Consider the following 24,277-nt stretch of genomic DNA (forward strand, 5'->3'; position numbering starts at 1 on the left):
CTATTGGCAACCACAATCAGACTGGGACGTTTGGCTGTTCATTAGAAGCGACGCTCCTCCGTAAATTGCGCTGCCAGGAAAGTACGGAACTCGATTTATTGCCTGGCGTAAGGGGGAAAACAACGGTCCCGCAGCCGCCAGTTCGTGCAGCTTCAACCCTTTTCTGGCCAATGGGTCCATACGTGCATGGAGCTGCCAGGGTACGTAGTCTCCGTTCAATCTGTTTTTGCTTTTCCTCCCGGCCAACCAACGTCCGAATTTGTTGTCCAGCCACCACTTCCTGTTCTTCAAGGCGCCCGTGGCCCACCTGGCAGGGAACATGGAATGGGAGTAGTTGGCCCAACCGCGAACAGCGGACCTCATGCCGCCCGCCCATCCTACGGCCAGCGTGTTGGCGAAGCCGGCGGCCTCGCCCCATTTGTACGCGCCACTGCACCGATTGACATTTCCATTCGTTCCGTTGAACTCGCGAATGGAGTTAGTCAAACCGAAGCTGACCATGTCTCCCCACCCCGCCCAGAAATCCACGGTTGATTGCTGGGGGCTCCATCCATCCGTCGCATCGTAAATGGCGCCCCACACCGGATCGAGCGAAAAATCGAGTCCGTACGGATCTACGGCCATCGTCGGCATGCCGCCAGCATAGGCGTATGTGTTGACTCCGCCCAACAGTCCAATGGGATCGCTCTGCGTGTACCGTCCCGTCGTCGGGTCGTAGTCCCGCATGTAGTTGTAATACAACCCGCTGGCCATGTCGTAGCGCTGGCCGGGGAAGCGCAGGTCGAACACGAAGGTCTGGCCGTTGCCGTCCGGATCCGTATTCGGCGCGTCGGTACCGAAGCCCTCCAGACTCTCGTCCCAACGCCAGACCGCGCGTTGCTGTGTCGGATCGATCACTGCGCGCGGCGTGCCCAGTTGGTCGGTCTGGACGTAGCGCAGCACCTGGCCGGCGCCGGTCCCGGTGAGCACACCGACCGGCACGCCCTCCATCCACACGTACTGCTGGATCGGTTGGCCGTTCGCATCGTATTGACCCAGCAGATTTCCGGCCTCGTCGTACACGAATCGCGTGGTCACGCTGGTCTGGCGCTGCACCTGCTCGCCGAAGCCGTTATAGGTGTACGTGGCCTGCACGACCCCGCCGGCCTTGGCGACGCTCATCCGGTTGGCCTGGTTGTAGACGTATTCCTTACCGGTGCCGCCCACCGTGCTCAGGTTGCCGTTGGCTTCATAGGTGCGCGCGACGCCTCCGACCGAAGTCAGCCTATGGCTGGCGACGTCGTAGCTGTAGTTCGTCGTGCTGCCGCCCGCCGTCACGCTCTGGCGATTGCCGGTGAGGTCGTAGACGTAGCTTTCCAGCACCACGTTCGCGCTGCTGCTACGCGTCAGCAGGCGGCCAACGGCGTCGTAGGCGAACTTCGCCCGCGTCGTGCTGGTCGACAGGCTGGCCGCACGGATCTCCTTCAGGTAGCTGGCGTTGTCGTAGACGTAGCCGATATTCAGGCCATCGTCCAACATCCCACTGGCCGAGGTGCTGGTATTCGGCCCGGCGTCGTAGACGGTGGTCGCGCGGTAGTTCTGATCGTAACCGCGCGTCAGGGTGCGGTTGTTGCCGTATTGCCAACTGCTGGCCGGACCCGCCGGCAGGTAGGCGGCATTCTTGACCAGCACCTGGCGCGTGCCGCCATCCGCGGTGACCCCGACCTCCTTGACCCGGCGCTGGGTGTCGCGCACGTAGTCGACCTGGGTGCCGTCCGGATACGTGAGGTTGGCCAGCTTGTTGCTCTTGTCGTAGCCATAGCGGACCACTCGGAGCTGGCCGTCGGTCGTCTGGACTTTGCGGGCGACATTGCCGAAGCGGTCGTAGCAGTACTCGGTGGCGCCGCTTTCGTCGGTCATCTTGCTCAGGCGGCCGACCGCGAAGGTCTCGCCGGACTGGCACACCGCGTTCACCGCGTCGTAAACGTAGGTCACGTTCTCCGCGGCGTTCGGATACGTCACCGAGAGCGGTCGATTGAGCGCATCGTAGACGTAGGTCGCGGTGATGCCACGCGCATCGGTCTGGGAGAGGCGGTTGTCGGCATCGTCGTAGACAAACGCGGTCGCGCCGCTGTCGGGGCTGACTTGTTCGGTCAAACGACCCAGGGCGTCGTAGGCGTAGTGGGTCGTCAGGCTCTTGGGATCGGTGACCGAGCGCACGTTGCCTACCGCGTCGTAGGTCATCGCGGTGCTGATCTGCAGGCCGCCGCTGGCGCCGTCGGAGACCGTGGTGACGAGACGGTCGAGATCGTCGTACTGATTGAGCGTCTGTACCAGGTTCGGATCGGTCACTTTGGTCTGGCGCCCTGCGGCATCGTAGGTCAGCAGGTGCGTGGTGCCGCTGGTGCCGACCGCGCTGGCCACCCGATTGAGCTTGTCGAACGCGACGGTTTGCGTGCGTTTGAGCACATTGCCCGGGGCATAGGATTTGTCGGTCAGGCGGTTGCCGGCCGAGTCGTAGGTGTAGCGCAGTTCGTTGCCGGCCTGATCGCGTACCGTCAGCAACCAGTTTTGGTTGCTGTAGGTCATGTCGACGTAGTTGCCGTCCGGCGTGGTCATGCGGGTGACGTTGCCGCGCGCGTCGGTGACGTAGGTGGTGATCTGGTCGTCCGTGGTCGATCCGTCGTCGCTGCCGCGCACGATCTGCTGCTGCAGCCAGCCGCGTGGGTGGAAGACCATTTCGGCGACGACGCCGTTGGCGTCGCGGATTCTCGTCGGCCGGCCCGCGCCGTCGTAGCGCAGGAACTCGACCTTCTGTCCCAACGCGTTCTCGACCTCCTTGCGATCGCCCAGACGATGGCAAGGCTCGATGCCCGCGGCGCAGCCGCTGGTGTCGGCGCTGGTGTAGTAACGGATCGTCACGACGTCGTTGACGTCGGTACGCGGGCCGTCGATCTGCTTGACCAGACGGCGATCGGGGCAGCCGGCATTGGGATCGGAGATATCGCTCCCGGTGCAGTAGCTGTAGGTCGTGGTCGCAAAGGTCCCATCGTCCTTGCGCCGACGGACTTGGCTGATCGCGATGGGGCGGCCCTGCGTCAAAACGAACGCGAACTCCGTCCGGAAGACCTGCGTACTCGCACTGGAGCCGGTCTGCTCGCTGGACACCCAGCCGTTGGTGTAGGTCCAGGCCGTGGTGACCACCTCGCCGCTGTCCAGGGTCACCGCTTCGGTCAGCTTCTGCGATTGCCCGTTGTAGGTGTTGTCCACCGCCTTGAGCAGTGCGAACGAACCGTCGGCCTGCTTCTCCCACAACTCGGTACGGGTCTGATCGCCGTTGCCGTCGTAGGTATAGCGCAGCTCGTTGCCCAGGGCATCGATCTCCTTGCTGAGATACCCGCCGGGATTGAACACCTGGGTGGAGGTACGCGTGCTGGTGGTGCTGCCCTGATCGACGGCCTCGGTAACCGTCGTGGTGTTTGCGGCCGGATAGGCCAGGGTCCATACGGTGCCGCCCTGGTTCTGGCGCGTCACCTTGTCCTGGGCGTTGTAGGTGTTGACCACAGTGACCGCGCCGGCGCCATCGGTGATCGAGGTGACGTTGTGCTGGTCGTTCGCGTCCGCGTAGGCGAATGCCTGACTGTAGTCGGTGAGGCCGGCCACCGCGACCAGGTTTCCGCGCGTGGCGCCCTGGTGGATGTCGTGCGTGTAGTTCACCTCGCGACCGTCGTTGGCCACGATTTTCGTCAACCGGCCGGTGGTGTCGCTGTATTGCAGATCCAGCGCATATCCCGTCGGCAGGCCGCCATGGGTCTTCTCGACGATCCGTGTGAGGCGCGGCTGATAGGCCACCAGCATCGGCTTGTTGGGGTCGACCGCGCGGCGCGAGGTGCCGATCAGGGGCAGACGGTTGCGCTCGTCGTAACTCAGCTCCTGCTGCCAGCCATTGGCCGCGACGCGGGTCGCCAGGTAGCCGCGCGAGTCGTAAACATCGCGGGAGCCATCGCGGTACTGGAACTGGAAACCGCCGCCGGTGAGCGCCAGCAGCTGACCGGTCGCGCCGCCGGAGGGAGACACATAGGCGCCACCGGAGTAGACGTAGCGGCTGCGGCCGCCACAACCGGTACGGATGACGATCGAGCCATCCGGATACTCGAACAGGCGCTTGTCGTAATTGTGCGACCAGCCGTAGCCGACCGAACTGTCGTATTCCGAACGGCTGTCGTAGCGGCGCGAGAACTGGATCGGAAAGTTGACGCCGACCGTCATGTCGACGTAACTCAGATACAGGCTGCCATCGTAGGTCCAGACCGGGTCGCCGACACCGGTACCGTTCGATCCCTGTGCATTGGCCTTGCAGCAGCCATCGCCGCTGCATGGGCGCGACTCGGGCCCCTGCGGCGCGGCGCCCGGCGTCACGCTGGAGCCGATGCCGTCGGCACGCGCCGGACCGACGGAAACAGGCGACGACAGCAGGAAGGCGCACAGCAGACCCAGGGCGACCGCGTACCAGCCGCGCGCAGAGCGCGGGTGCGGATGGGGCGTAGCGCCGCGGCGATCGGCCGGAACGGGCGAAAGCTGCATGCTCATTTTCCTTCGACCGGCGAGCCGGTCTGCTGTGTGCTGGCTCGCGCGCTTGGCGTCACCATCACCTTGACGGTGGCGGCACCGAAGTTGCCTTCGTAGCCGCGGATATTGAGAGTGACGAAGTGCTCGCCGGGGTTGAATGCGCTGGTGTCCCAGGTCCACGTCATCGGCAGATAGCCGAGCTCGTTCTCGTAGGTAAAGACGCCGTCCACGTAGTAGACCGCCTCGAAGCGTCGTTGAATCACGCGCTCGCGGTCGGCGTCGGCCACGTCCACGCGGAACCGCACCGCTCCGCTCACGATCCAACGCCCCTGGTCGTCGCGCGCGTAATCTCCGACCGGAACCAGTTGCGCGCGCACGTCGCCGCGCGTGTCCAGCGGCTGCTGCGTACTGTTGCCGATCTGCTTGCGGACGACGGCCTGTCTTTCGCGCATCGCCGCGGCGCCCTGCTCGGCCACGAAGCGAGTCGTCTCCGCCGGCCCGCCGACGAAGATCACGTTGTCCGGCAGCGTGTACGCGGCCACCACCGGCTTGAGGGTCGGATTGCCGGACAGATCGAGCACTCCGGACGCATCCCGCCCGTCCCAGCGTTCGGCCTGCGCGCCGGCCTGACGCGGCACCCAATCCACCACGGTGCGCAGATAGGGGCCGTCCTCAAGCCCGATTCTCAGATTGATACGCGCCGGCTTGTCCAGGTAATAGTGGATGGTGCCGGTCGCCGAGTCCCAGCGAACGTCGCGCGCTTCGATGCGCTCGCCGCCGGTGAGATCGGTCAGGTCGTGCGTGCTGCTGCCCTTGGGCGTGCGCGCGGTCAAGGTGTAGCTGTAGGCCTCGGCCGGTACCCGCGCGCCGGTGCCGTCCTGGCCGTTCCAGGTCAGCGCGTGATCGCCCGCGGCCAAGGCCTTGGCGGCGCGTTGAAATACCCGGCGGTCGCGGCCGTCGTGAATCGAGAGCGTTACATCGGCCGGCTCGCTCAAATTGAACCGAATCGCGACCGATTCGGATCGGGCCGGATCGAACGCCAGGCGGTCCGTGCGTACCTGCGCGATTACGACGGCGGGCTTGGCTTGCGAGGTAGACGCTGCCTCCCCTGCCGGCGTCTGTTTCCCGCAAGCGGCCACGCACACCAGCGCCAGCACCAGGCCCATCGAGCGCATGCCTGCGCCCATCGCCCGCGACCGGCTCACCGCCGCATCCCCGTCGGCGCCCATACCGGCATGCGCGCGCCGCCGGGCAGATTCGTCAGACGCGTCGCCTGACCGCCCTCGGGATCGATGCGCCATAGCTGGTGCGTACCGCCGTCGCGCGTGGATTCGAACACCAGCGTCCGTCCATCCGGCGACCAACTGGGGCGCGCATCGAGCGCCGGATCCCGGGTCAGGCGCTGCGGCGGCTTGCCGGGCTTCAGCGTCCACAGGTCGTAGTCGCCGTCTTCGTTGCCGGAATACGCGATCAGGCCGTCGGAGCGGACCGCCGGGTCGAAGTGGTACAGGGCGTTCACCGTCAGCTGCTCCGTGCTGCCCGTGGCCAGATCCAGTCGCCACAGGTCGTGCGCCTGCGGACCGCCAGCGGAAAGAAAGTAGATCGCCTTGCCGTCGGGGCTCCAGACCGGGTCGTGTTGCAGGCCGGGCATCGTCGTCAGCTTGCGGCGTTCGCGGGTGGCGAGGTCGTAGGTCCACAGGTCGTTGCGGTCTCCGCTGTCGACCATGCTGACCGAGTAGGCGATACGCCGGCCGTCGGGAGAGATCACGGCATCGGCAACGCCGGCGACCGGAAAATCGAGCTTCGTCGTAAGCCCGTTGGCGACATTCACCTTCACCAAGCGGCCGTCCTGCAGGTTCAACAGCAGCTCGCGCCCGTTGGGATACCAGGACAACCGAATCACGTCCTCCGACGTCTTCGATAGCGCCTTGGGCTGCGCACCGGCGCGCTCGATCCACCATGCCTGCCACAAGCCGTCGCGCTGCGCGAGGAAAGCGATCGGCGCGTCGGCAGGCTCGGAACGGCACCCGCCGAGCAGCAGGGACAACGCCAAGGCCATCGCGCACAGCATGCGCGACGATGGCGTGGCCCGAATGTGGGTCTGTCGCATTACTGCACCATGCTCAGCACGCCGCGATAGACGGTCTTGCGCCCGGTCGCCGGCAGGGTGGCTTCGATCACGAAGGTATAGGCGCCGTCGGACGCCACCAGCACGCCGTTCGGATCGCTCTCGTTGAATCCGCGCCACACCACCGTGTGATCGACCGGAAGACCGCTGGAATCGCGCGCATTCTGCGCGACGTCGTTCAGCAGCACGATGGCCGAAGCGTGCGCCGGGTCGACGATGCCCGGCGGCAGCATCACCACGCGCACGACGGCGTCGGCGTCTATGCGATAGACGATGCTCGATGCCTGGTCGAAGCTGTGAGTGACCAGATAGGGGTTGGATTTGACCTCGATGTTGGGCGCCGTTCCGGTGCCGGTGATCGATACCGCAGGCTCGAACACGTAAATGCCGTTGGCGCGCATCACCTGCGCATCGGTCGCGAAGGTGGCGGTGGTGGCGGTGACCAACGATCCGTCGGGCGTGCGTCCATTCCAATGAACCCAATGGCTGCCGGCCGGATAATGAACCCCCTCGAACGCATAGAACGGCGTGCCGCCCAGCGGCGTGACCAGCAAGGAGGCGAGCGACGATTGCGAATAGCTCAGTTGCGCCTTGTAGAACTCGTTCAAGTACGGATTGAAGCCGCCGCTTAGGCTTCCGCTCGGCACGACCACCGTCGTGGGCATCTTGAGGTCGAACACATAAGGGTCCAGCCCGTCGGTCGCGGTCAGGATGACGCGATGCAGACCGCCGGCAGCCGAAGTGCCCTGGTCGTTAAGGCCGTCCCACTGGAAAGCGTATTGGCCAGGGTCGGCATAGGCCCGCGTCCATTGGCGCACGATCGCGCCGTCCGCATCGCGCACCACACGATAAGCCACGCTGCCGCCGCGATTGAGCGTGAAAACGCCCTCCGCCGGCAGCGCGGCGATGAGCGGGCGGACCTGCTGCCTACTCATCGAGAATCCACTGAGCAGCATCGCCGGCGCGAAGGGCTCCGACAGGAGATAACCCGAAGTGTTGACCGTGGTCGACGACGTCCCGGCGGTGTAGATGGTGGCGGCGATGCCGGCCTCGGTGGCGACACCCCACCAGTTGCCGATCGCGTCCAGGGTCGGCTTCGGCGCCGAGAATCCACGGGTGTAGTAGTTGTACAACGCGTTGGAAAACAGCGCGTTGCCGTTGACCACCGGTTGGCCGGCATACGCATAGATCCCGTAGTCGTTATGGGATATCTGATTGCCCTGATGGATCGTGGGATTGCCCCCGGCTTGGGCGTAGATCCCGTAGGTGCAGAATCGGATCAGCGATTGGGACACGGTCCCCTGCCCGCCGTTGAAGTCCACACCGGCCACCGCGTACTCGATGCGCGCGCGATCGATCTGCGCGACGGCATTGGCCATGACCTCGATGCCGTACCAGTCGCCCTTCGCTGGATAAGGATTGGCCGAGGTGAAGTGCACGTGCTGGGACGTGTTGCCGAGCGCGCGCAGGGTACCGGACACCCGGATCCGGCGCCCACCCACGGAACGGATCGTCGCGCCTGGCGCGAGCGTCCAGGTCACACCGGACGGCACCGTGACGTCGCCGATCATCAGATAGTCGCCGGCCGCCAGGGTGGCATCGGCGTTGATCGGCCCGACCAGCGGACTGTCGGTCGATGCCGGAGCGCCGCCCGCGCTGCCCAGGTATCCGGAGAAATCGACGTACGGCGCCGATGTGCTGACCTTGCGATCGCGGATCGTTACCGCGATCGCGGTGGGGTCGCCAGTACCCCACCAGTTGCCGCGCGCGTCGAGCACGATGCCGGTCGGATTGCCGAACGACTGCGCGTAGTAGTTGTTGGTCGAGTTCCCATACAGGCTGTTGCCATTGACGACCGGCAACGGGTCCTGACCAACATTGCCGCCAGTGACGACTATGCCGTAGGTATTGCCTGTGATCAGGTTGCCGCCGGTAATCGAAGGCCGACTATTGATATCGACACTTACCCCGTGGGTATTGCCTTGCATGGTGTTGCCGCCGGCTATCAGCGGAGCGATCAGGGCCGCCGCCGTCGCCGCGCGCGTTTTGATGCCGCTGACATTGTTGAGAAAACGGGAGTCCCGCAGCGATCCTGTGCCGCCGTTGAAGTAGACGCCGTTATTGGCGCAGTAGATGTCCGCGTATTCGACCGACGCGCGACCGAGCGCATTGACGGGGACGCCGCCCAGCACCTCGATGCCCAGCCAGTCGCTGCGGCGCGGCGTGGCATCGGTGCAAGCGGTGGTGGTCGGACGCAAGCGCACGCGCGCGGCCGCGGTTCCGCGCAACGCCACCTCACCGTTGGCTTCGACCTTGATCTTGTAGTTGCCGGACACCTGCAAGGTCACGCCCGGCTGCACCCACAATGCGCCGGTGGCGGAGATCACCATGTCGCCGCTGAGCGTATAGGGGGTTCCGTCGCCGACGGTCCACACGGTCGGCGTACTGATCGTGGTTGCGCCGTAGCTGCGCGGCAGGCTGTTCGTGTACGCGATCTCGACGGTGTTGGACACCGGGCTGGCGCCGCTGCCGTCGTCGGCGATCGCATAGATGCTGTTGGGGCCGTCTTCCAGCGGCACCCAGGCCGAGAAGGTTCCGCCCGTCGTCGCCAGGAACTTGCGCGCGTACCGGCCGTTGACGAACACGCTGACCTCCGCGCCGGCCGCGGCGGTACCGGTTATCGTCGCGGGGTTGGTGGTACTGGTCGCCGCGGGCGGATCGATCGCGGGTGCGCCGGTCGCCGCAGCGACCGCGCCCGATGCGGCCGCCGGCCGTGCGCGCGCGGCCTCGCGCTCGGGTGGCGGATCGTGACGGACGCGGAAGGCCACCGAGCGTACGGGGTACGGGTGCTTGGCGTCCTCGACGGCCTGTACGAGGTGTTCGCCTCGCGACGGCGCGATCAAGAAGACGAAGTCGCCGCTCGCGTTCGCAACGGTCTTGCCCGCGACAACGCCATCGACCTCGATCCGAACGCGTTGACCTGGCTCGGCGAGGCCGGTCACGCGCAACACCCGTGCGTAATTCACGGCGGACAAGGGATACAGCAGCAGATCGTCGTCGGCACCCCGTGTCGCGGTCACGTTCAGCAGAGCGGCCAGCAGGAGCGCGATGGTCGCAACGATGACGAATCGACGTCGGCTCAGCCTCGCGCCCGACGCAGCTTCGGTTCGATGATTCGGTTCGGCGAACATGCGCGCTTCCTTTGCAGTGAGGCGAACCATCGTCCGCCTCCGGTTGACACCCGATTTCCTATCGGCGCGGCGCGCTCCGGCGCAGCGCTCGCCACGTTCGCAGCGCGGCGATGACCGCGATGCCCGCCAGCAAAGCCAGCATCACCCCGCGCATCGCGCCGTAGCGCGATTCGGTGCCGATGGTGAAGGCATGCCAGAAGGCCAGGCCGAACACGACCGGCCACAGCAAATGGATCCGTTTCCAGCGCCTGGCGCCGCGCATCGTCTTCCATCCCGCGAAGACGGTCAGGCATACGAGCCAGAAGGCCGCCGCTCCCAGCGCGATCCTGGAGCGGTAGTACCCATGCGTGAAGTCCGGCAGCAACAGATCCCAGGCGGGCTGCCCCGTCCTTAGCGAGGCCGCCACGACGAACAGCGCGACATGCGCAAGCACCAACGAAGCGGTGATGAGGCCCAGCTTGCGGTGCCAGCGCAGGTCGACGACGAACCAGGTCGATAGCGGCGCGACATGCCGCGCCAGCGCCAGCATGCACTGTGCCCAGAACAGGCAGAACCCAAGCAAGCCGGCCAGCTTCGCGGCGAGGTACCACTGCTGGCCGGGCGGCAAGCCGCCCCAACGCACGTAAGCCATGGGGTCGTTGACCGACACCGTCCAGACGATCAAGGGCGCGCAGCACAGCGACAACAGCGCCAGCGCGCGGGCTCGGCTTGCCGGCACGATCGCGCTCATGGGCGCGCCTCCCGCGAACCGCCGCCGTGCGTTGACGCGCCATCCGCCTTGCAGGCGGCGGGCGACGTCACGCAGGCGTCGAGCCTGGTCAGCGCCTCGCCCGACGTCAATGCCTTCGCCCCTGCCGTGGGCAGGCCTTCGGCGATCCAACCCTTGATGCCATAGGGGTTGAGGATCACGGCGTTCCGAATACCCGCATCGCGCAACGACCGCGCCATCTCGAACCCGCGGAAATCCTTGATGCAGTAGCTCACGACATAGTCCGCGCCGCGCAGCTGGGCGAGCGCGTTTTCGTCCAGCGACCGCAGCTGGATGTTCAGCGCGCCGGGGATGTGCGACTCGACGAACTCCTCTGGTTCGCGCACATCGACGAAGCGCACGGTTCTGCCGGCTTTCATCTCCGCCAGGAGCGTGGCGATCGACAACTCCGGCACCAGCGGCCCCTGCGCCTCCTGACTGGCCAGCGCATGGCAGTCCACGCGCAAGGCGTCGGCGTCGAACGCCGGACCGGGTTGCGGCGACGATTGCAGTTGCTTGTAGATCTTGTCGAAGAACGCGAGATAACACGCCGGCGCCACCGAATAGCGTCCGTGGCGCTGCTGCAGCTCGCGGAACGCTTGTTCGATCGCGGGCGATTCCGCGGCGTCGGGCGCGCCCCAATAGTTCACCTCGATATCGCGCACAATCCGCGCCATCCGTGCCAGCGCCGGATCGGCCAATCGATAGCGTTGGATCACGGACTGGAACGCGGCGTGATCGCGTTCGCGTCGAAGCGGCGAAGAAGGCACATCGAATGCGACGCCCTCCGGCAGGGCATGGCCTTGCGGTACCACCACCAGTTCCGCCCCGGGCTCGGCATGGCGGGCCATCAACCAGGCGGTCGCCCATTTGTCCGGGCCCAGGCCATAGTCCGTCACCACAGGGGCGCGCGGTGGCGTGGACGCGCTGCAACCAGCCAACATCGCGATCGCCAACACCGTTGCCATCGGCCGCAGCCAACCACGATCACGCACGCGCTGCCACATCCTGTGTCGCCCCTGTTTCAGCCATCGTCCAGACCGCCGAGATGAATCGCTCGCGCGCACGAAGCGCCCGAGCAGGCCGATCCATCTGCACGGCAAATGTCGGCCTGAGTCCCCTACCACCGCGAACGGTATCACAGACGAATTCGCGCAATGAGACGCGAGCGTGGCGGTCCGTGCCGGCCTGCCGTCTATCTACAGCAGGCGGCGGTGTCGTGCACCGGAAATCGGGCACCGTTGCGCCAGCCCGGTTGGCCTTCCGGCAGGACGGTGCGGGGCATGGGTAGCGAGTTTGGCCGCTGTCGCCCGGTGGGCATCGCGCGCTAGAGCCGGGCGGCGTCAGCGCACGGGGGCTGGCGTCAGGTAGAACTCGGCGATCTTGGGCACGAAGCGCTGCGGATTCGCGCCGGCCAGATTGGTCAGCACGATCACCGCCAGGTCCTGGTCGGGATAGACCACGAAGGCCGCGCGCGCGCCGCCGATGCCCGCCACCCGGCGCGTGGGCGCGGTTTGCAGCACCGGCCAACCCAGGCCCCAGTCGCCGGCGGCGCCATCGTTCAAGCGGCCCGGCGTCCACATGGCGCGCAGCGCGTCCGTTCCGATCAAACGCCCGTCGGACAATGCGATCAGCCAGCGCGACAGTTCCTCGGCCGTGGTCTGGATGCCGCCTCCCGCCCACAGGCTGTACGGGATGTCGTAAGCCCAATGCGACAAACGCGTGGTTTCGCCGTCCGCCAGCGGTTGGCGCGGCGAGTAGGCGTAGACGGTGGCCGCGCCGGGGATCAGGTCGTAGCTGTCGCCGAAGGTCGTGGTGGGCATGCCCGCCACGGCGAACTGGCGTTCGGCCAGGTAGCGCTCATACGTGCCACCGGTTTGTTCGGCGACGATCTTCGCCAGCAGGCCGTAGTTGGTCTGGTTGTAGGCGAACGTCTCGCCCGGCGCCGCGCCCATCGGCAGCGTCTGGACCGTCTTCCAGGCGTCCGCCTCGCTGCCGCCTATCATCGAGCCGCTGGCTTCGACGATATCGGGCAGCCCCGAGGTGTGCGTGAGCAGCTGGCGCACGCGGACGCTTTGCCAGGCCGTGGGCAAGCCTGTCAGATAGCGCGACACCGGCGCGTCCAGGTCCACGCGCCCGGCCTGCGCCAGCTGCATCATCGCCACGCCGGTGAAGGGTTTGGTCGCCGAGTTGAGCGGGAACCGGGTCTTGGCCGTGACCGGCACGCGGTTCTCGACATTGGCCCAGCCGTAGCTTTCGCTGAGCACGACGCGGCCGCCTTGAATCACCGCCACCTGCAGTCCGGGGATGCGCTGCTCCTGCTGGGCCTGCCGCACGAACTGCCGCGCGCGCGCGTTGGCTTGCTGCAGGGCCGGCGAATCCGCGGCGGCGCAAGGCAGCGCGATCGACGCGGCCAACACGAACGTGGCGATCGGGTACCGGAACTTCGCCCACTGCATGCAACCCCCAAGAATGAATGACCGTGCCGCGCGTCCTCGACGCAGGCGGTGCGTCGATCCGGCGATGCCCGGATCGGATGCGCCCTTGTGATGCCGCAGGCCGCGACAAGGTTTAGCGGCGCCGCCGCCGTGCACTCCGGCTCTACGCGCGCGTGGCCACCATGGCCGTCCCGCCACGATGGAATCGGTCATGAGCCTGCAAGCCGGATTCACCCGCCTGGCCAAAGCGGCCGCGCGCTTCACCGGGCGGCCGCTGTGTTTCGCCCTCGCCGCCGGACTGGTGCTGTTGTGGCTGGTCAGCGGCCCCATGTTCGGTTTCAGCGACACCTGGCAGCTGGTGATCAACACCGGCACCACCATCATCACTTTCCTGATGGTGTTCCTGATCCAGAACACCCAGAACCGCGATACCGAGGCGATGCAGATCAAGCTGGACGAGTTGATCCGCGCGACCATGGAGGCCCACAACGCCTTGCTGGATCTGGAGGAAATGGACGAAACGGCGCTGGACCGCTACCGCAGCCGCTACCAGGCGCTGGCCAAGGTCGCGCGCGAGGGCGGCGAAAGCGACGAACTGGAAGGCCGGGCCGCCGCGCCCGGTCCCGATCTGTAGCCGCCCCCGCGATCGCGGGCGAACTCGGCTTCGCGGCGCCCACGGTCATCGACCTGCGCCCGTCCACTGCCCTCGGTCACATTCTTCCGCCTGCCCCAGTCTGTCATCCTGAAGGCGCATCGCCTTAGGACTAAGAGGGATCCATGGGTATCACCCGCATTCTGTCGGCCGCGCTCGCGGCCGCCCTGCTGTTGGCCGGCTGCGGCCAGGCGCCGACGGCGAAAGACGCCAAGCCGGCCAACGCCGGCCAGCGCATGTACGGCCAGATCGCGTTCCGGCCCTGCTCGCTGGCCAGCCCGTTCGCCAGCGCCAGCATCGCCGCGCAATGCGCGCGCTATGCAGTGCCCGAGAACCCCGACCAGCCCAAGGGGCGCCAGGTCGAGCTCAACATCGCGTGGCTGCCGGCGACCGACGAATCCGACATCGCCGCCGACCCGGTGTTCTTCCTGGCCGGCGGTCCCGGCCAGGCCGCGACCGAAGTCTGGCCGACCCTGGACGCGGCCTTCCGCGAGGTACGCAAGCACCGCCACATCGTGCTGATCGACCAGCGCGGCACTGGCAAGTCCAATCCGCTGATCTGCCGCAACGCGCAGGGCGACAGCGCGGTGATGGAGGACGGCGACGGCGGCATCGAGGCGGCGGTGAAGTTCGCCGGCGAATGCGCGGCCAAGCTGAAAGCCGACCCGCGCTACTACACCACCACCGACGCGGTGCGCGACCTGGACCGTGTGCGCGCGGCGTTGGGCGCGGCCAAGATCGACGTGGTCGGCGGCTCTTACGGCACCCGCGTGGCGCAGCAGTACGCGATGCGCTATCCGGCGCACACCCGCGCGGTGGTGATCGACGGCGTGGTGCCCAACGAGCTGGTGCTGGGCTCCGAACACGCGCGCAACCTGGACGCGTCGCTGGCGCTGCAGTTCGAGCAGTGCCGCAAGACGCCGGCCTGCCGCCAGCGTTTCGGCGACGATCCGCGCGCGCAGCTGCGCGAGCTGATGGCGCGGCTGAAGGCGCAGCCGGTCGAGGTCGAGTACCGCGATCCGACCACCGGCGAACTCAAGCGCGACCAAGCCACCGCCGGCGCGGTCGCGGGGCTCACCCGCATGTTCGCCTACGCGCCGGAAGCCGCCGCGTTGCTGCCGCTGGTGCTCAACGAGGCCGACCAGGGCCGCTACGCGCCGCTGATGTCGCTGACGCAGATGATCCAGGGCCAGGTCAGCGAACAGATCATGCACGGCATGCAGCTGTCGGTGATCTGCGCCGAGGACGCGGACCTGCTGAAGGACGATCCCGCCGACGCCGACACCGTGATGGGCAGCGACCTGTCCACGGTGCTGGTCGCGCAGTGCAAGGCCTGGCCGACCGGCAAGCGCCCGGCGGATTTCCACGCGCCGTTCAAGTCGAACCTGCCGACGCTGCTGCTGTCGGGCGAGTTCGATCCGGTCACGCCGCCGCGTTACGGCGAGCAGGTGCTCAAGGGCTTGCCCAACGGCCGCCACCTGGTGCTGCGCGGTCAGGGCCACGGCAGCTTCGCGGCCGGCTGCATGCCCAAGCTGCTGAGCCAGTTCCTGGAAAACGCCGACGCCAAGCAGCTCGACGCCAAATGCCTGGGCACGCTGGACTACGTGCCGCCGTTCGTTTCGTTCAACGGGTGGGAACCGTAAGCGCCGCGGTTCGGGCCGTGTACCGGGCCCGATCCCGCCACCGCTCCGCCGTTCCCGAATCCCACATCACGCATTCCGTGGAAAGCCATGATCACCGCTAACGATCTGCACAAGAGCTTCAAGACCAAGACCGGCGTGGTCCACGCCGTCGAGGGCGTCGATTTCGAGGCGCGCGACGGCCAGATCACCGGCCTGCTCGGCCCCAACGGCGCCGGCAAGACCACCACCCTGCGCATGCTCTACACGCTGATGCAGCCCGACCGCGGCGAGATCCAGGTCGACGGCGTCGACGCGCGCCGCGATCCGGCCACCGTGCGCCGCGCGCTGGGCGTGCTGCCCGATGCGCGCGGCGTGTACAAGCGCCTGACCGCGCGCGAGAACATCGCCTACTTCGGCGAGCTGCACGGCATGTCGCGCGCAGCCATCGCCGAACGCACGCGCACGCTGGCGCAGGCGCTGGACATGGACGACATCCTCGACCGCCAGACCGAGGGCTTCTCGCAGGGTCAGCGCACCAAGACCGCGATCGCGCGCGCGCTGGTCCACGACCCGCGCAACGTGATCCTGGACGAACCCACCAACGGCCTGGACGTGATGACCACGCGCGCGATGCGCGGTTTCCTCAAGCAGCTGCGCGACGAGGGCCGTTGCGTGATCTTCTCCAGCCACATCATGCAGGAGGTGGCCGCGCTCTGCGATCGGATCGTGATCGTCGCCAAGGGCAAGGTCGTGGCCTCCGGCACCGCCGACGAACTGCGCGCGCAGACCGGCGAATCCAATCTCGAGGACGCGTTCGTGCGCGCGATCGGCAGCGACGAGGGCCTGCACGCATGAAGACGTCATGGTTTTCCGCCACGATGGCGGTGGTGCGCAAGGAGCTGCGCGACATCGGCCGCGACCGCCGCACCTTGGCGCTGGCCCTGCTGCTGGGCCCGCTGCTGTATCCGGTGCTGATGCTGGGCATGGGCTCGCTGGCCGAGAAGCGCGCCAAGACCCAGCTCGACAAGACCCTGGAGGTGCCGGTGGTAGGCGCCGAACGCGCGCCCAACCTGATCGCCTTCCTGGCCACGCGCGGCATCGTCGCGACCAAGCCGCCGGCCGACCTGGACCAGGCGATCGCGCGCCAGGACGTGGACGTGGCGCTGCAGATCGGCGCCGACTACGGCAAGCAATGGAAGGACGGCCAGCCGGCGTTGGTGGAGATCGTGCAGGACAGCACGCGCCGCGACGCCGAGATCCCCAGCGCGCGTTTGCGCAACGCGCTGGAGAACTACAGCCAGCAGGTCGGCGCGCTGCGCCTGCTTGCGCGCGGCCTGTCGCCGACGGTCGCGCGGCCGGTCAACGTGGGCATGCGCGATCTGGCCACACCGGAAGCCAAGCGCGGCCTGATGCTGTCGTTCATGCTGCCCTACCTGCTGATCTTCTCGTCCTTCATCGGCGGCGCGGCGCTGATCCTGGACGCGACCGCGGGCGAACGCGAGCGCCAGTCCCTGGAACCCTTGCTGGCCACGCCGGCCTCGCGCGGCTCCATCGTCAGCGGCAAGATCGCCGCGGCCTGCATCCTGGGCTTCACCTCGCTGCTGCTGACCTTGCTGGCGTTCAAGCTCAGCGCGCAGATGGGCACCGGCAGCATGCGCATGCTGGACGTGAGCTTCATGGCGATCGGCAAGATGCTGCTGATCCTGCTGCCGATGCTGTTCATCGGCACCGCGCTGCTGACCTACCTGGCCGCCGGCGCCAAGAGCATCAAGGAAGCGCAGAGCCACATGACCTGGCTGATGCTGATGCCGATGGTGCCGACGGTGATCTTGATGGTGAACCCGCTCAAGACCCAGCTGTGGCAGTTCGCGGTGCCGTTCCTGGCGCAGAACCAGTTGCTGCTGAAAGTGATCCGCGGCGAGTTCATCAGCCCGCAGGTGTGGATGGTGTACCTGGCCGCGGGTTCGGCGCTGGCGGGGTTGCTGTGGTTCGCGGCGGTGCGGCGTTACCACAACGAGCGTTTGGCGATTTCCGGCTGAGGCAGCGTCGTTTCGCGAGGAAAAAAGAGCCCGGCGATGCCGGGCTTTTTTTGCCGTAGGGTGCGGTGCAAACCGCACCATCGCCATGCCACGCAGTCGCGCGCCGATGCGGTTCGCCTGCGGCTCACCGCATCCTACGGGCGGTTTTCGGATGAATCATTGTTCGTCAGTAGTCGGATCACGCGCTGAAGTCACTGGATCCCCGCTTTCGCGGGGATGACGGCAAAAGAAGCCGCACCGCTTATTCGTTGCCGTTGCCGTTGCCGTTGCCGTTGCCGTTGCCGTTGCCGTTGCCGTTGCCGTTGCCGTTGCCGTTGCCGTTGCCGTTGAGTTTGCTCCGGCATTGAAGTCCATTGATACGAAGCCACACGACCATCCCCAGACCCGAAGGGCGGCGCGCAGGACGCGCGCCGTTTTTCGATAAGACAGGGACGTCTTATCGAAAAATCCCGGCGCAAGAGTCGAAGCCACACGGGAGCTCTGGGCTCAAGCCCTTCTCTTTGGTTACTTTCTCTTGGGCTAGCAAGAGAAAGTGACCCGCATGCGCAGCAGGCGGAAGCCTTTGACCTTCGGTCAGAAGCAGCAGAGCAAGAGCAAAAGCAAATCCTCCCCAACCCGCCCGGCCAACAGGCACAGCCTGTTGTCGTTCACCCGTGCACGAACCTGCGGTTCGTAAACGCACGGCCTCACCCTTTGTCAAAGGAGGGAGCCAAGAGCACAGCATCGGTTTCTGAAGGGCAATCAGAATCGGACAGGCGCGATCGCTGGAGTTCGCGGTCGCGGCTTATGACCGAAGGAAATCCCTGTGGGACGCCGCTCCTACAGAAAGCGCCCGCAAGAGAAAGGGAGCCGCATTGCGCGGCAGGCAGAGGCCGTTGACCTTCGTGCCAAGCAAGCAGAGGCGCAGGGTGCGGTGATACTGCCAATATCGCCCCACCGCGATGCTCCGCGCGCTGCGGTGCGCCTTCGGCTCCCCGCATCCTACGGTTGGCCCATGCCCTTGCGTCCATCTTCAATCGCGCAAAAAAACAACGCCCGGCCGTAGCCGGGCGTTGCGGGTACTGCAGGCGGGTCCCCTGTGCGCAAGCGCACTCCCGCCGTTGTCGCTTAACCGCCCGGGTTGAACCCGATCGTGCGGCGGGTCGTGACCGGTGCGCCCACCGGCTGGAACCGCCACTTGCGAACCGCGTTGACCGCCTCGCGGTCGAAGATGCGCGCCGGGTTGGAGCGCACCACGCGAGCGGCCGTGACCGAGCCGTCGGTGCCGACGGTGAACTCCACCTGCACCTCGCCCGACTGACCCGCGCGCAGCGCTTCTGGCGGATAGCGCGGCGCCGGCGTGGACACCGCGCGCAGGTCGGCGCCGGCGGAAGGCGTGGACGCGGCGGCGGCGGTCTGGCGGGCTTCGGCGGCACGCGCATCGGCCGCGCGTTGCTCGGCCGCACGCTGATCGGCGGCGCGCTGGTCGGCGGCACGCTGATCGGCTTCGCGGCTCGCCGCGGCTTGACGCTCGGCGGCCTGCGAGGCGGCCAGCTGGGTCGCGGCTTGCCGCTGCTGCGCTTCCTGCTGGGCCAGACGCTGCTTCTCGAGTTCGGCCTGCTTCTTGGCCTGCTCTTCGGCGGTCAGCACCTGCTGTTCGGCCCGCTTGGCCACTTCCTGCTGCTTGGCGGTGATGCTGGCCTTCAGGCGCGCGAGCGCCGGATGCTGCGCATCGGCCTTTTCCAGCAGCGCGGCCAGGCGCTGCGCCTCGGCGAAGTCCTCGCGGCCGACGCTCTGCTCGGTGGCGATGACGGTCATCGGCAGCAGGTCGGTAAGGGCGCTGGAGACGGCGGCGTCGGCCGGCGCCTTGTCGCGCAGTGCGAGGTAGTACTCCACCGCATTGTCTTCCACCGGTGCGTACAGACGGTTTTCCGCGTATGCCTTGCGGGCCGCTTCGCGCAGCTGGTCGACGGTCAAGGCCGAGACCTTGGCCGATACCGCGGTTTCCGGTGTGACCGCCGGGGCCGTGGTGGCCGCGGAGGTGGCCGCCGCATCCTGGGCGGGTTGATCTTTTCCGCACGCCGCCAGTGCGCAGGCCAGGGCCAGCGCGATGGTCGCATGCGATACGACGGACAGCCGGCTTGAACGCCGGTCGTTGTGGTTCACAGTCATTGGCAAAACTCCCCTGAAGTGCGCCGTAGCGAGCACACGCCGGATAGGACGCGCTAGCGAGCCGCGTTTGTCAAGCGGGCGGCGACCCGAATCGGGCTTAGCCGGGCATGAATCGGGAATTGTGACCGATCCGAGACACCAGGGTTCCGCGGGCCGCCGATTCAGGTCGGCGAGCGGGCCGCGCGGCCAAAGTCCGCAACGTCGGCGGGCCGGCGGCGGGGGCGCGACGGGCGCGGTCGGGCGACGCCAGGGCGGTCTATTTGCCGATGCAGAAGCTGGAGAAGATGTGGCCGAGCAGGTCGTCGGCGCGGATGCGCCCGGTGATCTCGCCCAGGGCGTCGTGGGCCTGACGCAGCGATTCGGCGGCCAGGTCCAGCGCCTCGTGTGCGAGCTGGGCGCGGGCGTCGGCCAGTTCGGCCTGGGCGCGGCGCAGCGCCTCGACGTGGCGCGCGCGCGCGGTGAAGGCGCCCTCGCTGGCATCGGCGCCGTCGCCCTGGGCCAGCCGGCGCAGGTGCGCGTGCAGGGCGTCCAGGCCCGCGCCGGTGCGCGCCGACAGGGCGATGCGGTCCTCGCCTTCGAGCGCGGCCAGGGCGGCGGGTTCCAGCAGGTCGGCCTTGTTGTGCAGCCACAGTCGGGCCGGCACGGCGGCGATGGCGTCGGCGACCGCGGCGCGGCCGGCCTCGGGCTCGCGCGCGTCCAGCACCACGATCGCCAAGTCGGCGCGCGCCAGCTCGTCGCGGGCGCGGCGCATGCCTTCGCGCTCGATCGCGTCGCCGCCCTCGCGCAGGCCGGCGGTGTCGACCAGGGTCAGCTCGACGCCGTCGCTGCGGATGGTTTCGTGCAGCAGGTCGCGGGTGGTGCCGGCGATGTCGGTGACGATGGCGCGCTCGCTGCCGGCCAGGGCGTTGAGCAGCGAGCTCTTGCCGGCGTTGGGCGGGCCCACGATCACCGCATGCAGGCCGTCGCGCAGGCGGCGGCCGCGTTCGGTCGCGGCCAGCAGTACGTCCAGGTCGGTCGACAGGGCGTCGAAGCGGCGGCGCAGGGCGGCCCCGCCCAGGGTGTCCAGCGGTTCGTCGGCGAAATCGATCGCGGCCTCGACGTGCACGCGGATCGCCAGCAGGTCGTCGGCCAGGGCATCGACGCGTCGCGAGAACTCGCCGTCCAGCGCGCGCCGGGCCGCGCGCGCGGCGCGTGCGTCCGCGGCCGCGATCAGATCGGCCACGGCCTCGGCCTGGGCCAGGTCGAGCCGGCCTTCGAGAAACGCGCGCTCGCTGAATTCGCCCGGCCGCGCGCGCCGCGCGCCCAGCGCGCCGCAGCGTTCGGCCAAGGCGTGCAGCACGGCCGGGCTGCCATGCGCCTGCAGCTCGACCACGTCCTCGCCGGTGTAGCTGGCCGGCGCGGCGAAGTACAGGGCGATGCCGTCGTCGATGGCCGCGCCGTCGGCGTCGGCGAAACGCACGTGATGGGCGTGGCGCGGACGCAGGCGCCGCCGCGCCAGCGCCTCACCGATCTCGCGCGCACGCGGCCCCGACAGGCGCACGATGCCGACGCCGCCCGCGCCTGGAGCGGTGGCGATCGCGGCGATGGTGTCGCGGTCGGTTGGATGCGGGTCGTGCATCGCAGGTGGGTGTCGGGGTGGGAGGAAAGGTTAGCGCGGGTCGCGGGAGTTGGGGTATCGATCGGAGGGCGACTTCGGATCGCAACCGGCGGTCGGCCTCACAAGGATCGGTCAGACCGGGTCGCGCTTAAGAACGGATGCCCGGTTGCCTCTCCGCATGAGTGAGTCGCGGCTCACGCCGCTCCCACAGAGAGCGGTCGGCGCCAACCAATCGCCAGCGTGCGCTGCCATAGCTGTTTGCCGTTGCCGTTGCCGTTGCCGTTGCCGTTGCCGTTGCCGTTGCCGTTGCCGTTGCCGTTGCCGTTGCCGTTGCCGTTGAGTTTGCTCCGGCATTGAAGTCCATAGAACCGAAGCCACACGACCACTCCCAGACCCGGAGGGCGGCGCGCAGGACGCGCGCCGTTTTTCGATAGGACAGGGATGTCCTATCGAAAAATCCCGGCGCAAGAACCGAAGCCACACGGGAGCTCTGGGCTCAGACCCTTCTCTTTGGTTACTTTCTCTTGGGTCAGCAAGAGAAAGTGACCCGCATGCGCAGCAGGCGGAAGCCTTTGACCTTCGGTCAGAAACAGCGAAACAACACCAAAAGCAAATCCTCCCCAACCCGCCCGGCCAACAGGCACAGCCTGTTGTCGTTCACCCGTGCACGAACCTGCGGTTCGTAAGCGCACGGCCTCACCCTTTGTCAAAGGAGGGAGCTAAAAGCGCAACGCCGGGATCTGGAGGCCATCGGAACCGGATAGGCTCGATAGCCGGGATTCGCGGTCGCGGCTTGCGCCGCTCCTACAGGGAGCATCGGAAGACGCGGGAGCATCGGCAAAAGCCAAAGCCTCGGCGGGAGCGAGACGGCCCCACAAACACGAAGCCCGCCGGAGGGCGGGCTTCGCGAGCAGACGGATGGACGAGGATCAGCCCTTGGCCGGCGCCTCGGCGTAGCGCTTGGTCATCCACCACTGCTGCAGCAGGCCCAGACCGCTGTTGGTGATCCAGTACAGCACCAGACCGGCCGGGAAGAACGCGAACATCACGCCGAACACCAGCGGCATCAGCTGCATCATCTTCTTCTGCATCGGGTCCATGCCCGGCGTCGGCGTCAGCTTCTGCGTGGCCCACATCACCGCGATGTTGATCAGCGGCAGCACGAAGAACGGATCGCGCGCGGTCAGATCGTGGATCCACAGCATCCACGGCGCGTGGCGCAGCTCGACCGCTTCGAGCAGCACCCAGTACAGAGTCAAAAACACCGGCATCTGCACCAGGATCGGCAGACAGCCGCCGACCGGGTTGATCTTCTCCTTCTTGTACAGCTCCATCATCGCCATCTGGAACTTCTGCTTGTCGTCGCCGTAGCGCTCCTTGAGCTGCTCGATGCGCGGCTGGAACTTGCGCATCTTCGCCATGGAGCGGTACTGCGCGGCCGACAGCGGGTACATCGCCAGCTTGATCAGCACCACCAGGCCGATGATCGACCAGCCCCAGTTGCCGAACAGGCCGTGCAGCTTGTCGAGCAGCCAGAAGATCGCGTCGGCCATGGTGGCCAGGATGCTGTAGCTGCTGAAGTCGACCGCGCGATCCAGGCCAGGCACCTGCTCGGCCTTCATCGCATGAACCAGCTTGGGACCGATCCACAGGCGCGCCTGGGTTTGCGCCTTCGCGCCGGGCGCGACGCTGACGCCGGGACCGACATCGCGGATCAGGTACTGCGGCACGCCGCCGTTGGTGTTGGCGGTGGCCAGCGAGAACTCGCCCTGGTCGTTCGGGCCCGGAATCCAGGCGGCGAAGAAATGGTGCTGCAGCATCGCCACCCAGCCGCCGGTGACCTTCAGGTTGAGCGCACCGTCGTCGACGAATTTGTCGTACTTGCGCTTGTCGTATTTCTCGGCGCTGCTGTACCAGGCCGCACCCTGGAAGCTGTACTGCTCGGCGTTCATCGGGCCGCTGCGGGTCAGCGCGCGCGGCACGCGCGCGAGCTGGCGGTAGATCGAACCCTGCCACGGCGCGGTGCCGGCGTTGACGATTTCATCGCGCACCGTGACCGCATAGCCGCTGTGCTTGAACACGTAGGTGCGGCGGATGGTCACGCCGTTGGCGCCGGTCCAGACGAAGGGCACCGCGATTTCCTTGGCGCCCGAGTTCAACACGTAGTCGCGCTGCGCGCCTTCGGGCACGAAGCCCGATTCGTGGGTCGGGGTCGCGCCGTTCTGGCTGACCCAGCCGCTCTGGGCGACGAAGTAGTTGTTGGCGTCCTCGGCCAGCAGGCGCACCGGCGCGCTGTCGTCGGCCGCTTCGCTGGGGTACTTGAGCAGGTCGGCGCGGTGCAGGGTGCCGCCGTCGAGCACGACCTTGAGCACGTCGGTGGTGACGGTGACGGTCTGCGCGGCATTGGGCGCGGCGACCGCGCTGGACACTGCGGCGCCCGGCGCGGCCGGTACGGCGGCGGCAGCGGCGCTGGGCACGGTGGCGTTGCTGGCCGCGGGCGCGCCCGGTACGGTGCTGGTCGCGGCGGCCTGGGCGGCGGCGGTCACCGCCGGCGCCGGAGGCGCGGACTTCTCCTTGCCCCATTCCATCCACAGCAAGGTCGCCACCATCAGCCAGGCGAAGATCAGGAATACACGGGTCTGGTTCATGGGCAGCAGGCAGGCTCAGCCGGGACCGGGGTCCGGCAGTGGAGAGTGAATGGGTGCAGGATCGCTGGATGCAAGCTCGGCCGGCATTGTGCCGGCCACCGCAGGTGCGGGCAACGCGCCGGCGCGCTTGAGCAGACCCAGGAAGGCCTGGTCGAGTTCCGCGCGCGTGCAACGCGAGGCGCCCGGGCGGGCGACCACGACGTAATCGCCGCGCGCCAGCTCGGCGCGCAGCTTGCGGAAGGTATCGCGCAGCGCGCGCTTGATGCGGTTGCGGCCGACCGCGTGCGGATCGACCTTGCGCGAGACCGCCAGGCCCAGGCGCGCTTCGCAGTCGACGGTCTGCCAATGCAAAGCAAGCACGGGCAGCGCCACGCGCCGGCCGTGCTTGAAGATGCGGTCGAAATCCGAACGCGCGCGTACCCGCGCGGTGCGCGGGAAGCGGGTGGATATCATAAGGTCGGTACCGGCGACTGCCGGACGGTGGCCTTGAGCCGCGTCAGCGGCAGGCCACCGGA

The 24,277-nt window shown here is 67.4% G+C and carries 17 protein-coding genes; 4 read left to right on the forward strand and 13 right to left on the reverse strand.

Going from position 1 to position 24,277, the window contains the following annotated elements; genetic code table 11:
- The 7 genes from LVB77_RS01345 to LVB77_RS01375 all read right to left on the reverse strand — a co-directional run bounded on the left by LVB77_RS01345 (position 1) and on the right by LVB77_RS01375 (position 13,074).
- Positions 1–4,563 (reverse strand): RHS repeat-associated core domain-containing protein, encoded by a 4,563-nt coding sequence (locus LVB77_RS01345; protein ID WP_232908432.1) that lies wholly within the window; start codon positions 4,561–4,563, stop codon positions 1–3.
- A gap of 2 nt (positions 4,564–4,565) precedes the next feature.
- Positions 4,566–5,714 carry a FlgD immunoglobulin-like domain containing protein gene (locus LVB77_RS01350; protein ID WP_232908433.1) on the reverse strand — a complete coding sequence of 383 codons (1,149 nt, stop codon included), beginning with the start codon at positions 5,712–5,714 and terminating at the stop codon, positions 4,566–4,568.
- Between the two features lie 35 nt (positions 5,715–5,749).
- A complete protein-coding gene (locus LVB77_RS01355; protein ID WP_232908434.1) occupies positions 5,750–6,658 on the reverse strand; it encodes a hypothetical protein in 909 nt (302 codons plus the stop codon).
- Positions 6,658–9,867 carry a FlgD immunoglobulin-like domain containing protein gene (locus LVB77_RS01360; protein ID WP_232908435.1) on the reverse strand — a complete coding sequence of 1,070 codons (3,210 nt, stop codon included), beginning with the start codon at positions 9,865–9,867 and terminating at the stop codon, positions 6,658–6,660. Before LVB77_RS01360 ends, LVB77_RS01355 begins: the two co-directional genes overlap by 1 nt.
- A 58-nt stretch (positions 9,868–9,925) precedes the next feature.
- Positions 9,926–10,597: a ferric reductase-like transmembrane domain-containing protein gene (locus LVB77_RS01365; RefSeq protein WP_232908436.1), complete on the reverse strand. Its 672-nt coding sequence runs from the start codon at positions 10,595–10,597 to the stop codon at positions 9,926–9,928.
- On the reverse strand, positions 10,594–11,622 hold the full coding sequence (locus tag LVB77_RS01370; RefSeq protein ID WP_232908437.1) for a chromate resistance protein ChrB domain-containing protein: 1,029 nt from the start codon (positions 11,620–11,622) through the stop codon (positions 10,594–10,596). The genes LVB77_RS01365 and LVB77_RS01370 overlap by 4 nt, the downstream gene beginning before the upstream one ends.
- 336 nt (positions 11,623–11,958) lie before the next feature.
- Positions 11,959–13,074, reverse strand: a complete 1,116-nt coding sequence (locus LVB77_RS01375) for a beta-lactamase family protein (protein WP_232908438.1) — start codon at positions 13,072–13,074, stop codon at positions 11,959–11,961.
- Positions 13,075–13,264: 190 nt separating this feature from the next.
- Here LVB77_RS01375 and LVB77_RS01380 point away from each other — a divergent pair, with 190 nt between their 5' ends.
- The 4 genes from LVB77_RS01380 to LVB77_RS01395 all read left to right on the forward strand — a co-directional run bounded on the left by LVB77_RS01380 (position 13,265) and on the right by LVB77_RS01395 (position 17,366).
- Positions 13,265–13,687, forward strand: a complete 423-nt coding sequence (locus LVB77_RS01380) for a low affinity iron permease family protein (RefSeq protein ID WP_232908439.1) — start codon at positions 13,265–13,267, stop codon at positions 13,685–13,687.
- 143 nt (positions 13,688–13,830) lie between these two features.
- Positions 13,831–15,348: an alpha/beta hydrolase gene (locus tag LVB77_RS01385; RefSeq protein WP_232908440.1), complete on the forward strand. Its 1,518-nt coding sequence runs from the start codon at positions 13,831–13,833 to the stop codon at positions 15,346–15,348.
- 87 nt (positions 15,349–15,435) lie between these two features.
- A complete protein-coding gene (locus LVB77_RS01390) occupies positions 15,436–16,182 on the forward strand; it encodes an ATP-binding cassette domain-containing protein (RefSeq protein ID WP_232908441.1) in 747 nt (248 codons plus the stop codon).
- Positions 16,179–17,366: an ABC transporter permease gene (locus LVB77_RS01395; RefSeq protein ID WP_232908442.1), complete on the forward strand. Its 1,188-nt coding sequence runs from the start codon at positions 16,179–16,181 to the stop codon at positions 17,364–17,366. The genes LVB77_RS01390 and LVB77_RS01395 overlap by 4 nt, the downstream gene beginning before the upstream one ends.
- Before the next feature lie 241 nt (positions 17,367–17,607).
- On the opposite strand, the gene LVB77_RS21240 is transcribed toward LVB77_RS01395, so the two are convergent.
- The 6 genes from LVB77_RS21240 to rnpA all read right to left on the reverse strand — a co-directional run bounded on the left by LVB77_RS21240 (position 17,608) and on the right by rnpA (position 24,215).
- Positions 17,608–17,742 carry a hypothetical protein gene (locus LVB77_RS21240; protein ID WP_255700563.1) on the reverse strand — a complete coding sequence of 45 codons (135 nt, stop codon included), beginning with the start codon at positions 17,740–17,742 and terminating at the stop codon, positions 17,608–17,610.
- Between the two features lie 731 nt (positions 17,743–18,473).
- Positions 18,474–19,517: an energy transducer TonB gene (locus tag LVB77_RS01400; protein WP_232908443.1), complete on the reverse strand. Its 1,044-nt coding sequence runs from the start codon at positions 19,515–19,517 to the stop codon at positions 18,474–18,476.
- 256 nt (positions 19,518–19,773) lie between these two features.
- Positions 19,774–21,135: a tRNA uridine-5-carboxymethylaminomethyl(34) synthesis GTPase MnmE gene (gene mnmE, locus LVB77_RS01405; RefSeq protein WP_232908444.1), complete on the reverse strand. Its 1,362-nt coding sequence runs from the start codon at positions 21,133–21,135 to the stop codon at positions 19,774–19,776.
- A 173-nt stretch (positions 21,136–21,308) separates the two neighbouring features.
- Positions 21,309–21,500, reverse strand: coding sequence for a hypothetical protein (locus LVB77_RS01410; RefSeq protein ID WP_232908445.1), 192 nt, complete (start codon positions 21,498–21,500; stop codon positions 21,309–21,311).
- Between the two features lie 543 nt (positions 21,501–22,043).
- On the reverse strand, positions 22,044–23,762 hold the full coding sequence (gene yidC / locus LVB77_RS01415) for a membrane protein insertase YidC (RefSeq protein WP_232908446.1): 1,719 nt from the start codon (positions 23,760–23,762) through the stop codon (positions 22,044–22,046).
- A gap of 15 nt (positions 23,763–23,777) precedes the next feature.
- Complete coding sequence (rnpA, locus tag LVB77_RS01420; RefSeq protein WP_232908447.1) at positions 23,778–24,215, reverse strand: ribonuclease P protein component; 438 nt, start codon at positions 24,213–24,215, stop codon at positions 23,778–23,780.
- Positions 24,216–24,277 lie beyond the last annotated feature (62 nt).

Origin of the sequence: Lysobacter sp. 5GHs7-4 (assembly GCF_021284765.1) — a bacterium.
Lineage (GTDB): Bacteria > Pseudomonadota > Gammaproteobacteria > Xanthomonadales > Xanthomonadaceae > Lysobacter.

Excerpts from the sequence above, each read along its gene's own strand:
- yidC (WP_232908446.1), bottom strand. The coding sequence starts at position 23,762 with ATGAACCAGACCCGTGTATTCCTGATCTTCGCCTGGCTGATGGTGGCG.
- LVB77_RS01375 (WP_232908438.1), bottom strand. The coding sequence starts at position 13,074 with ATGCAGTGGGCGAAGTTCCGGTACCCGATCGCCACGTTCGTGTTGGCC.
- LVB77_RS01380 (WP_232908439.1), top strand. The coding sequence starts at position 13,265 with ATGAGCCTGCAAGCCGGATTCACCCGCCTGGCCAAAGCGGCCGCGCGC.
- LVB77_RS01345 (WP_232908432.1), bottom strand. The coding sequence starts at position 4,563 with ATGCAGCTTTCGCCCGTTCCGGCCGATCGCCGCGGCGCTACGCCCCAT.
- LVB77_RS01390 (WP_232908441.1), top strand. The coding sequence starts at position 15,436 with ATGATCACCGCTAACGATCTGCACAAGAGCTTCAAGACCAAGACCGGC.
- LVB77_RS01370 (WP_232908437.1), bottom strand. The coding sequence starts at position 11,622 with ATGTGGCAGCGCGTGCGTGATCGTGGTTGGCTGCGGCCGATGGCAACG.
- LVB77_RS01350 (WP_232908433.1), bottom strand. The coding sequence starts at position 5,714 with ATGGGCCTGGTGCTGGCGCTGGTGTGCGTGGCCGCTTGCGGGAAACAG.
- mnmE (WP_232908444.1), bottom strand. The coding sequence starts at position 21,135 with ATGCACGACCCGCATCCAACCGACCGCGACACCATCGCCGCGATCGCC.
- rnpA (WP_232908447.1), bottom strand. The coding sequence starts at position 24,215 with ATGATATCCACCCGCTTCCCGCGCACCGCGCGGGTACGCGCGCGTTCG.
- LVB77_RS01360 (WP_232908435.1), bottom strand. The coding sequence starts at position 9,867 with ATGTTCGCCGAACCGAATCATCGAACCGAAGCTGCGTCGGGCGCGAGG.
- LVB77_RS01385 (WP_232908440.1), top strand. The coding sequence starts at position 13,831 with ATGGGTATCACCCGCATTCTGTCGGCCGCGCTCGCGGCCGCCCTGCTG.
- LVB77_RS01395 (WP_232908442.1), top strand. The coding sequence starts at position 16,179 with ATGAAGACGTCATGGTTTTCCGCCACGATGGCGGTGGTGCGCAAGGAG.
- LVB77_RS01355 (WP_232908434.1), bottom strand. The coding sequence starts at position 6,658 with ATGCGACAGACCCACATTCGGGCCACGCCATCGTCGCGCATGCTGTGC.
- LVB77_RS21240 (WP_255700563.1), bottom strand. The coding sequence starts at position 17,742 with ATGGTCGTGTGGCTTCGTATCAATGGACTTCAATGCCGGAGCAAACTC.
- LVB77_RS01400 (WP_232908443.1), bottom strand. The coding sequence starts at position 19,517 with ATGACTGTGAACCACAACGACCGGCGTTCAAGCCGGCTGTCCGTCGTA.
- LVB77_RS01365 (WP_232908436.1), bottom strand. The coding sequence starts at position 10,597 with ATGAGCGCGATCGTGCCGGCAAGCCGAGCCCGCGCGCTGGCGCTGTTG.